Origin of the sequence: Mycolicibacter sp. MU0102 (assembly GCF_963378105.1) — a bacterium.
GTDB lineage: Bacteria > Actinomycetota > Actinomycetes > Mycobacteriales > Mycobacteriaceae > Mycobacterium > Mycobacterium holstebronense.
Window position 1 is genome coordinate 1,170,752 of sequence record NZ_OY726398.1, and the last position, 13,462, is coordinate 1,184,213.

Here is a 13,462-nt window from a genome sequence, read left to right on the forward strand (position 1 = left end):
GGTCTTGGGGGTATGTGATGACTGAACCGCGGTGGATCGACGTGTCTACGCCCGGAGTCGCGCTCAAGGCACTGAGTTGGGGGACACCGGGTGACCCGGTGGCGTTGTGCCTGCACGGGTTTCCCGACACCGCCTACGGATGGCGCCGGCTGGCGCCGCGCCTGGTCGCGGCCGGCTGGCATGTGGTGGCACCGTTCATGCGGGGCTACGCGCCGTCGTCGATTCCCTCTGACGGCAGCTACCACATCGGCGCTCTGATGGACGACGCGCTGCGCGTGCACGCCGCCGTCGGCGCGACCGGTCGCGACGTGGTGATCGGTCATGACTGGGGCGCGATGGCCGCCACCGGCCTGGCTGCGCTGCCGGACAGTCCGTTCACCAAGGCGGTGATCATGTCGGTGCCGCCGCCGGCATCGCTGCGCGCGGTCCGCGGGGCCGACCGACTGACCCTGGCCAGCCGCGTTCCGGCGCAACTGCTGCGCAGCTGGTACATCAGCTACTTCCAACTGCCGTGGCTGCCGGACCGATCCGCCTCGTGGGTACTGCCGCTGTTGTGGCGGCGGTGGTCGCCGGGGTACTCGGCCGAAGAGGATTTGCGGCACGTCGATGCGGCCATCGGAACGCCGGAGGGCTGGCGCGCAGCACTCGGTCCCTACCGGGCGCTGCGTAGTCTGCGGGCTCCCGATCGCTACGCCGATCTGCACCGCCACTGGCTGCAGCTCCCACGGTTGCAGACCCTGTACCTGCACGGGCGTACCGATGGCTGCATGTCGCCGGGGTTGGCGCAGTGGGTGCAGCCGGCGTTGCCTGCGGGCAGTGCGGTGGCCATCGTCGAGAACGCCGGCCACTTCCTGCAACTCGAACAGCCCGACGAGATCGCCGATCGGGTGCTGCAATTCTTGGCCTGACACCTGGACGCCCCATGACGGCGATCGACGCGCAGTTCTACTGGATGTCCGCGAAGATCCCCAGCGACCAGTTCCTGCTGTACGCCTTCGCCGGGGTGCCCGCCGACCTCGACGACGCGATCGCAGGCGTGCTCGACCGAGCCCGAATGATCCCGGACCTGACCATCCGGGTCGCCGACGCCGGTGCGCTGCGCTACCCGCGATGGGTGCCGATCACCGAGCCCAGCGAGGACGTAGCCGCGATCCGGGTCCCTGGTGACAGTTGGGCCGGTTGCCTGGATGCCGTCGTACGCCTGACCGACGACCAGCTCGACGTCCGAGTGGGGCCCTGGCGGTTGCACGTGTTCGCGCCGGTTCACGACATTCCCGGGCACCGCGGCGCGGGCACGGTGTTGGTGCTGCAGGTGGCGCACGCTCTCGCCGACGGTGGGCGGGCTTCGGCGTTGGCTGCCTGGCTGTTCGGCCGGGCCGCACCGGTGCCTGGGGTGCAAACACCGGGCCGCGGCCTCCTGCCGTGGCGTGCGGTTGTCGCGGCGCGGGCCCACCGCAGCCGGGTCGAGGACACTGCGGCGGGCCGCTTGCCGCCCCCAGTCGGTGACCGTCCGCCGTTGGCCACCAATAACCGGCCGGCCGGTGGCCGGACAGTGCGCACCCTGGTGCGGCAGCGCACCGAACTGCGCGGGCCGACGGTCACCGTGGCCGTGCTGTCAGCGGTGTCGGCGGCGCTGTCGGAATATCTCGACGGACCCTGCGATGAACTGGGCGCCGAAGTGCCGATGGCCAAAACCGGTGAACGCCAAGCCCACAACCACTTCGGCAATATTCCGGTCGGGCTGTACCCGCTCCTGGGCCAGGATGCCCGCTGCGAACGGATCGCCGCCGACATCGCCGGGGGCCGGCTGCGGGGCCGCCACCCGGCTTCGGCCGCGGCCGATCGGGCCTTCGCCGCGACGCCCGCGGCGCTGCTGCGCTGGGGGGTAGCCAATTTCGACCCCGACGCCCGGCCGGAGCGGGTCACCGGCAACACCGTGGTCTCCAGCGTGCACCGCGGCGCCAAAGACCTGCGTTTCGGTGCGGCGCCGGTACTGCTCACCGCGGGGTTCCCGGCGCTGTCCCCGGCGATGGGCCTGACCCACGGGGTGCACGGCATCGGCGACACCGTGGTGATCAGCGTGCATGCCGCCGAGTCGGCGGTCGAGGATATCGAGGTATATCTGCGATTGCTGGACGCCGCGTTGTAGTTTGAGCAGATGGTCACTGCTGCTGATGTCGCATTGCTGCTCCTGCGTCTGGTTCTCGGTCTGACTATGGCGGCGCACGGATTCAACAAGTTCTTCGGCGGAGGCCGAATCCCCGGCACCGCGGGCTGGTTCGAAAGCATCGGGATGAAGTACGGCAAGTTCCAGGCGGTGACGGCGGCGACCGCGGAGATCGCCGCCGGGCTGGGGCTGGCGGTGGGGCTGCTGACCCCGATCGCCGCCGCCGGATTCGTGGCCCTGATGGCGGTGGCGGTGTGGACCGTGCACCGCGCGAACGGCTTCTTCGTGCTGACCAACGGCTGGGAGTACAACCTGGTGCTGGCCACCGGCGCCGTCGTGGTGGCCATGCTCGGGCCGGGCTATCTCAGCGTGGACCACCAGATGTTCTGCCATTGCTGGAAGAACGGCTGGCCGGGCCTGTGGATCTCGCTCGGCCTTGGGCTGGCGGGCGCCATCGGCCAGCTGGCGCTGTTCTACCGTCCGGGTGCAGTCGACACGACCGGCGAGTAGGGCAGCCCGCTGCCGGCGTTCTCGTCGACGACCACCCGCCGTCCCAGATAGGGGAACGCGCGCTGCGGGCACGCCTCGCGTTCGCAGATCTTGCAACCCGCCCCGATCGGCACCACGGTGGCAGCGTCACCCAGGGCCACGCCGGTGGAGTACACCAGCTTGTCGGCGTGCGCCAGGTCGCAACCCAAGCCGACGGCGAAAGTCTTGTGCTGGCCCAGATAGCCGCGCCCCTCGGGCGGCGTGGTGGTGGCGATCCAGAAGTATTTGCGGCCGTCGGGCATCTGTGCCACCTGGGTGACGATCCGGCCCGGTTGGCTGAACGCGTCGTGCACCACCCACAGCGGACAGCTGCCACCGACCCGGCTGAAGTGAAACGCAGTGGCTGACTGGCGCTTTGAGATGTTTCCCGCCTTGTCGGTACGCACAAAGATGAACGGCACCCCGCGACGTCCGGGCTGCTGCAGGGTCGACAGGCGATGGCACACCGTCTCAAAGCCGACCTCGAAGCGGCGTCCCAACAGATCGATGTCGTAGCGCAGGTCGGTGGCGGAACGCTGAAACTGCCGATACGGCAACAGGAACGCTCCCGCGAAGTAGTTGGCCAACCCGATCTTGGCGACACCGCGGGATTCCGGGCTCAACGACTGGTCTTGCGCCACGATCTCCGACATCAACTCCTGTTGGGTCAGCAGTGCCAGCTGGGTGGCGATTTGGAAGGCCCGCTGACCGGCCAGCAACCAATGCGCGATGCGCAGCACCCGAGTCGCCGGGTCGAAGACCCGCTTGGTTCCCGCGGGCAGGTCGTCGACGATCGCCACGGTGATGTCGAATCGCTCGGCCATCAGCGTCGACAGCTGAATGTCTAAGCCGCCGAAGCGCATCCCGCTCTCGACGAACAGCTTCTCGGCGGCATTGTCGAGTTCGCCGATGTAGTTGTTGCGGTCGTAGAAGAAGTCGCGGACTTCCTCGAACGGCATGGGCCGGGCCACTGACTGGGTCGAGTCACCGGAGATCTGTGACCGGTAGGACTCCAATTCCTCGGTGGCCCCGCGTAGCTGGCGATGCATGGTCAGCAGGCTGTTGCCGATGTCGGGCATGCGTGCGACGAGTTCCTCGATCTGACTGTCACTGGCGGCATGTTCGCCGGCCGTTGCGGTGAACATGTCGCGCAGGTCGGCCACCAGTCGGGCATCGGCGTCCCCGGAGAAATACTGCGCGGGCAAGCTGAACCGGTCGGTGAGCGCGAGCAGCACCGGTACGGTGATCGGCCGCTGGTCGTTCTCGAGCTGGTTGACATAGCTGGTCGACAGGTTCAGGGCGCGTGCCAGTGCCACTTGGGTCAGGCCGCGATCCTCACGCAGGCGTCGCAGCCGCGCCCCGGCGAACGTCCGAGTGGTGGTGGGTGCCATGTCACGCAGCGTAACCCGCCAAGACATTCGCAAGGTTCGCAATTCTGGCCAACTTAGGACGCATTAATACGCATTTCCCATGTATATCGGGGTTTGCCCGGCGTGCGTAGGGTGTGGAACATGCAGCTACACGACGTGAAAACCCGCCGCAGTGCCGATGACTTCCCCCGCTCCGAGCACCTCGCCTGGAAGATCGCGCAAGTGGCCGCCGACCCGGTGGCCGTTCCCGACGACACCGCGGCAATGGTGATCAACCGGATCATCGACAACGCGTCGGTCAGTGCGGCCTCGGTACTGCGTCGGCCGGTGACGGTGGCTCGCCGGCAGGCTCAGGCGCACCCGTCGAAGCCAGGTGCCGCGGTCTTCGGTATCGAGGGCACCTACTCCGCCGAGTGGGCCGCCTGGGCCAACGGCACCGCGGTGCGCGAACTGGACTTCCACGACACCTTCCTGGCCGCGGAGTACTCGCACCCCGGCGACAACATCCCGCCGCTGGTGGCGGTCGCCCAGCAGCTCGGCCTCTCCGGCGCCGACCTGATCCGCGGCCTGGCCACGGCCTACGAGATCCAGGTCGACCTGGTCAAGGGCATCTGCCTGCACGAGCACAAGATCGACCACGTCGCGCACCTCGGCCCGTCGGTGGCCGCCGGAATCGGCACCATGCTGCGGCTGGACACCGAGGTCATTTACCAGGCGGTCGGCCAGGCGCTGCACCTGACCACCGCCACCCGCCAGTCCCGCAAGGGCCTGATCTCCAGCTGGAAGGCCTACGCGCCGGCTTGGGCCGGCAAGGTCGGCATCGAGGCCGTGGACCGGGCGATGCGCGGTGAGGGTGCACCGGCTCCGATCTGGGAGGGCGAGGACGGCGTCATCGCCTGGATGCTGTCGGGCAAAGACCACACTTACCAGGTGCCGCTGCCCGGCCCCGGCGAGGCCAAGCGCGCCATCCTGGACACCTACACCAAGGAGTACTCCGCGGAATACCAGAGCCAGGCGCTGATCGACCTGGCCAAGCGGCTGCGGGAACGGGTCGGTGACCTGAGCCAGGTAGCCACGATCAGGTTGCACACCAGCCACCACACCCACTACGTGATCGGCACCGGCTCCGGCGACCCGCAGAAGTTCGACCCGGACGCCTCGCGGGAGACCCTCGACCACTCGGTGATGTACATCTTCGCCGTCGCGCTGGAGGACGGCAGCTGGCACCACGTGCGGTCGTACTCCCCGGAGCGTGCGCACCGTCCCGAGACCATCGCGTTGTGGCGCAAGATCTCCACCGTCGAGGACCCGGAGTGGACCCGGCGCTATCACTCGACCGACCCGAATGAGAAGGCCTTCGGAGCGCGCGCCGAGATCACCCTGGCCAGTGGGGAAGTCATCACCGACGAGCTCGCGATCGCCGATGCGCACCCGCTGGGGGCGCGGCCGTTCGAACGCAAGCAGTACATCGGCAAGTTCACCGAACTCGCCGAGGGCATCGTGACCACGGCCGAGCAGGAGCGGTTCCTGGCCGCCGCAGAAGGTCTGGCAGGGCTTTCCGGTGCTCAGCTCGGCGAACTCAACATCGTCGTCGAGCCCGCGGTGCTGAGCCAGGCGCCGGCGACTCCTGAGGGGATCTTCCGGTGAGTGGGCTGCTCGGGGCCGCCGCGGTCCCGGCAGACAAGCGGGCAGACTTTCGGGCCGGACTGCAATCCGGTCGGCTGCAACGGTTCCCGGGGGCGTTCTCGCCCCTGGTCGCCAAACTGGTTGCCGAGATCGGCTTCGAGGGCGTCTACGTCTCCGGCGCGGTGCTCTCGGCCGATCTGGGGCTGCCGGACATCGGGCTGACCACGCTGACCGAGGTGGCCGGGCGCGGCGCGCAGATCGCGGCCGCCACCGATCTACCGACCTTCATCGACGCCGACACCGGCTTCGGCGAGCCGATGAGTGCCGCCCGCACCATCACGGCGCTCGAAGACGCCGGGCTGGCCGGCTGTCACCTCGAGGATCAGGTCAACCCCAAGCGGTGCGGGCACCTCGACGGCAAAGCCGTGGTGCCGGCAAGCGAGATGGTCAAGCGCCTGCGGGCCGCGGTCGCCGCGCGCCGGGACCCGAACTTCATCATCTGCGCCCGCACCGATGCCGCGGGCATCGAAGGGCTTTCGGCCGCGATCGACCGGGCCAAGGCCTACGCCGACGCCGGAGCGGACCTGATCTTCACCGAAGCTCTAAGCGGGCCAGCCGATTTCGAACAGTTCCGAGCCGCAGTGGATGTTCCGCTGCTGGCCAACATGACCGAGTTCGGCAAATCGGAGCTGCTCACCGCCGCTCAACTGACCGACCTCGGCTACAACGCCGTCATCTATCCCGTCACCACCCTGCGGCTGGCCATGTTCGCCGTCGAAGTAGGGCTGCGGGAGATCGACACAGCCGGAACGCAATCCGGTCTTCTGGACCAGATGCAGCACCGCAGTCGGCTCTACGAGTTGCTGCGATACGCCGAGTACAGCCAGTTCGACGACGACATCTTCAACTTCACGTTAGGAGCGTCCCAATGACGATCGCCCCCTCCGACGCCGCCTCAGCGCCGGAAATCCGTAAAGGACTCGCAGGCGTCGTTGTCGACACCACGTCGATCTCCAAAGTGGTGCCGGAGACCAACTCGCTGACCTACCGCGGCTATCCCGTGCAGGACCTGGCCGCGCACTGCAGCTTCGAGCAGGTCGCTTACCTGCTCTGGCACGGTGAGCTGCCGACCGACGCCGAACTGGCACTGTTCTGCCAGCGCGAGCGGGCGGCCCGGCGGGCGGACCGGTCGCTGCTGTCGCTGGTGGAAAAGCTCCCGGAGAACTGCCACCCGATGGACGTGGTGCGCACTGCGATCAGCTACCTGGGTGCCGAGGACGCCGAAGAGGACGATCCGTCCGAGTCGGCGAACTTCGCCAAGGCGCTGCGGATGTTCGCGGTGCTGCCGACGATCGTGGCCGCGGACATGCGCCGCCGGCGCGGGCTGGACCCGATCGGGCCGCACAGCCACCTCGGCTACTCGGAGAACTTCCTGCGGATGTGCTTCGGTGAGGTGCCCGAGCCGGTGATCGTGCAGGCATTCGAGCAGTCCATGACCCTCTACGCCGAGCACAGCTTCAACGCGTCCACCTTCGCCGCGCGGGTGGTCACCTCCACCCAGTCCGACATCTACAGCGCGGTCACCGCGGCCATCGGCGCGCTCAAGGGCTCGCTGCACGGCGGGGCCAACGAGGCGGTCATGCACGACATGATCGAGATCGGTGAGCCGGCCAACGCCGCAGAGTGGCTACACGGCAAGCTGTCTCGCAAGGACAAGGTGATGGGCTTCGGGCACCGGGTGTACAAGCACGGTGACTCCCGGGTGCCGACCATGAAGGCGGCGCTGGAGCGGGTGGTGGCGGCCCGCGGCGGCCAGCGCTGGTTGGACATCTACCAGATCCTGGAGGCCGAGATGTTCGCCGCCACCGCGATCAAGCCCAACCTGGACTTCCCGACCGGTCCGGCCTACTACCTGATGGGCTTCGACATCCCGATGTTCACCCCGCTGTTCGTGATGAGCCGCATCACCGGGTGGACCGCGCACATCATCGAGCAGACCGCGTCCAACGCGCTGATCCGTCCGCTGAGTGCCTATTCGGGAAGTCCGCAGCGCGTCGTCGGCGCGATCTGAGGTTCGCCCCGGGGGCTACCATCCGGGGATGTCGCAACTGTTCCCCGATTACCGCCCGCTCTGGGAGACCGACCAGCACCGCGAACTGCGCAAGCACGCCGCGGAGTTCCTGCGCAAGGAGGCCACCCCGCACCAGGAGCGCTGGGTCGCCCAACACGGTGTGGACCGCGAATTCTGGAACAAGGCCGGTGACGCCGGGCTGCTGGGACTGGATCTGCCCGAGGAGTTCGGCGGAGCCGGCGGCGACTACGCCATGCACTCGGTGGTCCAGGAAGAACTGGTCTACGCCCACGACCAGTGCTTCGGCTTCTCGGTGCATTCGCCGATCGTGGCGCACTACCTGTACGCCTACGGCAACGACGAGCAACGCAAACGCTGGCTGCCCAAGGTCATCAGCGGTGAGGCGGTGCTGGCCATCGCGATGACCGAGCCGGGCACCGGCTCGGATCTGCAGTCGGTGCGCACCACCGCGGTGCGCGACGGCGACCACTACGTCATCAACGGCTCGAAGACGTTCATCTCCAACGGGACCCACTGCGATCTGCTGGTGATCGTCGCCAAGACCGACCCGTCCCAGGGGGCGGCCGGGGTGTCGCTGGTCGTCGCCGAGACCAACGGACTGGCCGGCTTCGAACGTGGCCGGGTGCTGCAGAAGATCGGACAGCATGGCCAGGACACCCGAGAGTTGTTCTTCACCGACATGCGGGTGCCGGTCGCCAACCTGCTCGGGGAGAAGGAAGGCCTGGGCTTCTACCAGCTGATGGACCAGCTGGCCCGCGAGCGGCTCATCATCGGGACGCTGTGCGCGGCACTGGCCGAGGCCGCCGTGCTGGAGGCCATCCGCTACTCCAAGGAACGCGAGGCGTTCGGCCGGCCGATCGGCAACTTTCAGCACACCAAATTCGTGCTGGCCGAATGCAAGACGGACACGCTCGCGATCAAAACCCTGGTCGACTACGCGATCAGCCAGTACGTCGGCGGCAAGAACGATCCGATGACCGCCTCGATGGCCAAACTGTTCGCCGCGGAGAAATCCGATCAGGTGGTCGACAAGTGCCTGCAGATCTTCGGCGGCTACGGCTACATGGCCGAATACCCGATCGCCAACATGTACACCGGTTCGCGGGTGAACCGGATCTACGGCGGCACCAGCGAGATCATGAAGGAGATCATCAGCCGATCGCTGTGAGCTCCAGGTGCTCGAGCCGGCGTACCAACAGGCTGGGCAGCCAACGGCTGGCCTCCGCGACGCCGATGTGTGCGGTGCGTGCCAGCAGTTCGCCGATCACGATTCTGGCCTCCTGGCGGGCCAGGGCGGCGCCGACGCAGAAATGCGCGCCCTTGCCGAAGGCCAGGTGACTTTGCGGCGGACGGTCCAAGCGGAATTCGTTCGGCTCGGCGTAACGCGACGGGTCCCGGTTGGCTGCGCCCCACAGCAGCAACAGGCGTGATCCGGCCGGCAGGTCTACCCCGCCGAGGCGGGTGTCCCGGCGGACATGCCGGTAGTGACCGCGAAACGGCGATTCGCACCGCAGCACCTCTTCGAGGAACGGGCTCAACAGCTCCGGTGACTCGCGAACCCGACGCTGAATCTCCGGGCGCGTCGCCAAAGTCCAGGCGGCCGAACCGATCAGCGATGCCGTCGATTCGCCGCCGGCGCTGAACAGGGTGATCATCATGACCTGGGCGGTGAGGGTGTCGAGGGCGCCGGAGGCGCAGGCGGTGGCCAGATCGCCGAGCAGGTTGTCGCGCGGATCGCGCGCGGCCCGCCCGAAGTGGTCGCTGATATAGCCCGCGAGCTCCATGACGGCGACACCCGCGCTGGCGAGCTGGTCGGCGTCGACCAACCCCTCCACCACTTGGGTACCGGCGTAACCCCATGCCGCCAGCTGATCCACGTCCTCATCGGGCACACCGATCAGCCGCGCCACGATCATCATCGGCAGCCGGTTGGCGACGGCGCTCATCCACTCGATGCGCCCATCGCGGACCCCGTCGTGCCATAGCTGATCCAACGTCTCGGAGATGAAGGGCTCCAACGCGCGAATACGTTTGGCCGCCAGCTGTGGCACCAGCATCTTGCGGTGCGCGGCGTGTGCCGGGTCGTCGGCGGTGGCCAGCACATGGGTGGGGTCGTTGAGTCCGGGCATCGGGAACGTGGCCACCGTGCCGTCGGGTTGATAGAGCATCGTCCCGGTCAGGTTCGAGGAGAAGTCCTGCACTCGCGCCACGGCGTCGGTGACCGCATCCCAGCCGCACACGAGATAGAAGCCGGAATCACCGACCGGGTGGACGGGCGCCTGCGTGATCATCCGCTCATACAGCGGATACGGGTCCTGAATGCACGCATCGTCGAACAGGCGCAGGCCGATCGGGTCTATTCCTACTGGCATGACTCTAGGCTGCTCAGGGCGTGCTACCTGCGTCAATGCGCTGCGCAAAGTTGAAAGCCGCCGACGGAGCCGACTTCGGGGCGTTGTCTCAGCGCAAGTCGCGGACCTGCAGACGCCGTGAGAATTCAGCCATTTTCTGTCTCACACTGAGATAAAGTTTCCAGCGGGGGAGTGCAAGATGGGGGCGCGTGATGGCGGGGCATGACTGGCTGGTGGGCGAGGACCGCCGTACCGCCGGCGCCGAACGCATCTACACCGCCGCGATGGATCTGGTAATTCGCGACGGGATCGACGCCCTCGATATCGATGCCTTGGCCGCCCGGGTGCACTGCTCGCGCGCCACCATCTACCGGCATGCCGGCGGCAAAGCCGAGATTCGCGATGCCGTGCTGGCCCGGGCGGCCGCACGCATCGTGGACGCCGTGCGACAGGCGGTCGCCGGGCGCAGCGGGGCCGAACGGGTGGTGGCCGCGATAGCGGCGGCACTGCAGCGGATCCGCTCGGATCCGCTGGTCCAACCGATGGTCGGCTCGGTGCGCGGCGCACAGGAGATGACTCGACTGGCCGCATCGCCCATGGTCGCCGGTTTCGCCCGCGATCTCAGCGGCCTGAGCGAGGACGATCGACAGGCCGCGCAATGGGTCGTGCGGGTGGTGCTTTCGCTGTTGTGTTGGCCAATCGAGGATGCCGCGGCCGAGCAGCAGATTCTGGAGCGCTTCGTCGCCCCGGCCTTCACGGGGGACGGTTTCGCCGCACAGACCTAGAACACGTTCTAGTCTGGCCGTCATGGGATTTCTCAAACCTGAACTGCCCGTTGTCGACTTCGCCGAATGGAGCAAGGGCACGCGCAGCGAGAAGATCCGTCCGATGGCCCGGCACTGGGCCGAGGTGGGTTTCGGCACGCCGGTGGTGCTGCACCTGTTCTACGTGCTCAAGATCGGCCTCTACGTGCTGGGAGCCTGGCTGTTCGCAGCGAGCACAACCGGTGTGGGAGGGGTGGCCGGCTTCACCGAGGTGCGGCAGTGGTGGAGCGAACCGATCGTCTTCGAGAAGGTCGTGCTCTACACGATGCTGTTCGAGGTGATCGGCCTGGGCTGCGGCTTCGGCCCGCTCAACAACCGGTTCTTCCCGCCGATGGGATCGATCCTGTACTGGCTGCGGCCGGGCACCATCCGGCTGCCACCGTGGCCACGGCGCATTCCGCTGACCTCCGGAACCGGCCGCAGCCCCGTCGACGTCGCGCTGTATGCCGCACTGCTGGTGATGCTGCTGGTCGCACTGGTCTCCGACGGGACCGGCCCGATTCCCGCACTGCACACCGAAGTCGGGGTGTTGCCGCACTGGCAGATCCTGACGATTCTGGGGATCCTCGCGCTGGCCGGCTTGCGGGACAAGGTGATCTTCCTGGCCGCGCGCGGCGAGGTCTACGCGCCGCTGGCTGCGGCGTTCCTGTTCACCGGTGTCGACATGATCATCGCGGCCAAGGCGATCTTCATGGTGATCTGGATGGGCGCGGCGACCTCGAAACTCAACCGACACTTCCCGTTCGTGATCTCGACGATGATGAGCAACAACCCGCTGATCCGGCCGAAGGCACTCAAACGCGCCTTCTTCAAGAACTTCCCCGAAGACCTGCGCCCCGGTGGGCCGTCGAAGGCGCTGGCGCACCTGAGCACGGCGATCGAGATGCTGGTGCCGCTACCGCTGTTCTTCTGCCACGGCGGCCTGCCCACCGCGATCGCCGCTTTCGTCATGGTCTGTTTCCACCTCGGCATCCTGGCGGCGATCCCGATGGGGGTGCCGCTGGAGTGGAACGTGTTCATGATCTTCGGGGTGCTGTCGCTGTTCGTCGCGCACGCCGACCTCGGGCTCTCCGACGTCAACAACCCACTGGCGGTGGGACTGCTGTTCGCCGTCAGTGCGGGCACGGTGGTGCTGGGCAACCTGTTCCCGCACAAGGTTTCGTTCCTTCCCGGCATGCGGTACTACGCCGGCAACTGGGACACCACCCTGTGGTGCGTGAAGCCGTCGGCCGAAGAGAAGATCGCACGGGGAATCGTCGCGATCGCCAGCATGCCCGCTGCACAGCTGGAACGGTTCTACGGCAGCGCCGAGGCTGCCCAGATCCCGATCTACATGGGATATGCGTTCCGCGGCTTCAACACCCACGGCAAGGCGCTGTTCAGCCTGGCGCACCGGGCGATGGCCGACGGCGACGAGAGCGACTACTCGTTGACCGACGGGGAACGGATCTGTTCGACCGCGATCGGCTGGAACTTCGGCGACGGTCACATGACCAACGAGCAGCTGATCGAGGCGCTGCAGCAGCGCTGCGGATTCGAGCCGGGGGAGGTGCGTGTGGTGATTCTCGATGCGCAGCCGATCCATCGGCAGACCCAGGCGTACCGGCTGGTGGACGCCGCCACCGGCGAGTTCGAACGCGGCCACGTCAAGGTGGCGGACATGGTCCAGCGCCAGCCTTGGCAGGACGACGTGCCGATCTACGTCGATCGCGCCGCCACGGTGTGACCCAGATAACTGGTATAACCAGTTGACCAGTAGGGTGGGGTGCCTGACCATGTAGACCATGGATCTGGCGCCCATTTCCCGCACCGCACTCTCCGACACGATCTTCGTGCGGCTCGTCGAAGAGATATTGACCGGACGCCTGCCCGCCGGTGAGCCCCTTCCGTCGGAACGCGAACTGGCGCTGACCCTGCAGGTCAACCGGCATGCGGTCCGCGAAGCGCTCAAGCGGCTGCAGCAGGCGGGACTGGTCCGGATCAGCCACGGCGGAAAGACCCGGGTGCTGGACTGGCGCCAAAGCGCTGGCCTGGACGCTCTGACCGGACTGGCCGTCGCCGGGGCGATCCCGGCACGCCAGATCATTGGCGACGTGGCAGTGATGCGGCGCTCGATCGCCGCGGACGCCGCACGCCTGTGCGCGCGGAACGCCTCAGAACAGCAGCGGTCCGCGATCACCGCGGCCGCCGCGGAATACCCGACCGCCGGGGATCTCACCGCGGTCAGCGATGCCGACCTGGCGTTCTGGATCGCCGTAATTGACGGGTCCGGCAATATTGCCTACCGGTTGGCGCTCAACACCTTGGTCGCCGCCTACGACGAGATTGGCCGCGACGCGATCTACGCGCTGGGGGCCGCCGAGTTCGCCGACCGCAGCGCACACATCGACCTGGCCGCCGCGATCGCCGCCGCCGACGAGAACACCGCTTACCGCCTCGCCGACGAGTTGCTGACCTGGTTCGTCACGGCCTGCCAGGCCGGCGCCGAGGGAGAGGAATAGTCG

Annotated in this window: 12 protein-coding genes; 10 read left to right on the forward strand and 2 right to left on the reverse strand. The window is 67.5% G+C overall.

The genetic code is table 11. The features are described from left to right. Positions 1-17 precede the first annotated feature (17 nt). From RCP37_RS05575 to RCP37_RS05585, 3 genes are read left to right on the forward strand one after another with little or no spacing between them, the layout of a single operon-like run. Entirely contained in the window at positions 18-908 is an 891-nt protein-coding gene (locus tag RCP37_RS05575) for an alpha/beta fold hydrolase (protein ID WP_308485969.1), read from the forward strand. 14 nt (positions 909-922) lie between these two features. Continuing rightward, a complete protein-coding gene (locus RCP37_RS05580; RefSeq protein ID WP_308485970.1) occupies positions 923-2,149 on the forward strand; it encodes a WS/DGAT/MGAT family O-acyltransferase in 1,227 nt (408 codons plus the stop codon). Between the two features lie 9 nt (positions 2,150-2,158). After that, positions 2,159-2,677, forward strand: coding sequence for a DoxX family protein (locus RCP37_RS05585; RefSeq protein WP_308485971.1), 519 nt, complete (start codon positions 2,159-2,161; stop codon positions 2,675-2,677). Here the strand turns inward: RCP37_RS05585 and RCP37_RS05590 are convergent. Continuing rightward, positions 2,641-4,086, reverse strand: a complete 1,446-nt coding sequence (locus RCP37_RS05590) for a short-chain fatty acyl-CoA regulator family protein (protein ID WP_308485972.1) — start codon at positions 4,084-4,086, stop codon at positions 2,641-2,643. The genes RCP37_RS05585 and RCP37_RS05590 overlap by 37 nt on opposite strands. A gap of 120 nt (positions 4,087-4,206) precedes the next feature. Here RCP37_RS05590 and prpD point away from each other — a divergent pair, with 120 nt between their 5' ends. The 4 genes from prpD to RCP37_RS05610 are packed head-to-tail and all read left to right on the forward strand — an operon-like array spanning position 4,207 to position 8,951. Next, entirely contained in the window at positions 4,207-5,712 is a 1,506-nt protein-coding gene (prpD, locus tag RCP37_RS05595) for a 2-methylcitrate dehydratase PrpD (RefSeq protein ID WP_308485973.1), read from the forward strand. After that, positions 5,709-6,623: a methylisocitrate lyase gene (gene prpB, locus RCP37_RS05600; protein ID WP_308485974.1), complete on the forward strand. Its 915-nt coding sequence runs from the start codon at positions 5,709-5,711 to the stop codon at positions 6,621-6,623. The genes prpD and prpB overlap by 4 nt, the downstream gene beginning before the upstream one ends. After that, positions 6,620-7,762: a bifunctional 2-methylcitrate synthase/citrate synthase gene (locus RCP37_RS05605; protein ID WP_308485975.1), complete on the forward strand. Its 1,143-nt coding sequence runs from the start codon at positions 6,620-6,622 to the stop codon at positions 7,760-7,762. The genes prpB and RCP37_RS05605 overlap by 4 nt, the downstream gene beginning before the upstream one ends. Positions 7,763-7,790: 28 nt before the next feature. Continuing rightward, the gene (locus RCP37_RS05610) at positions 7,791-8,951 is read left to right on the forward strand and encodes an acyl-CoA dehydrogenase family protein (RefSeq protein WP_308485976.1); all 1,161 of its coding nucleotides are present in this window, start codon (positions 7,791-7,793) and stop codon (positions 8,949-8,951) included. Here RCP37_RS05610 and RCP37_RS05615 read toward each other — a convergent pair. Beyond that, positions 8,935-10,155, reverse strand: coding sequence for a cytochrome P450 (locus tag RCP37_RS05615; RefSeq protein WP_308485977.1), 1,221 nt, complete (start codon positions 10,153-10,155; stop codon positions 8,935-8,937). The two genes, RCP37_RS05610 and RCP37_RS05615, sit on opposite strands and share 17 nt — an antisense overlap. Before the next feature lie 191 nt (positions 10,156-10,346). On the opposite strand from RCP37_RS05615, the gene RCP37_RS05620 reads away from it, so the two are divergent. The 3 genes from RCP37_RS05620 to RCP37_RS05630 are packed head-to-tail and all read left to right on the forward strand — an operon-like array spanning position 10,347 to position 13,459. Continuing rightward, positions 10,347-10,919, forward strand: a complete 573-nt coding sequence (locus tag RCP37_RS05620) for a TetR/AcrR family transcriptional regulator (protein WP_308485978.1) — start codon at positions 10,347-10,349, stop codon at positions 10,917-10,919. A 22-nt stretch (positions 10,920-10,941) separates the two neighbouring features. Next, entirely contained in the window at positions 10,942-12,684 is a 1,743-nt protein-coding gene (locus RCP37_RS05625) for a DUF3556 domain-containing protein (RefSeq protein WP_308485979.1), read from the forward strand. A gap of 58 nt (positions 12,685-12,742) precedes the next feature. Further along, the gene (locus RCP37_RS05630) at positions 12,743-13,459 is read left to right on the forward strand and encodes a FadR/GntR family transcriptional regulator (protein ID WP_308485980.1); all 717 of its coding nucleotides are present in this window, start codon (positions 12,743-12,745) and stop codon (positions 13,457-13,459) included. The last annotated feature ends 3 nt before the right edge of the window (positions 13,460-13,462 follow it).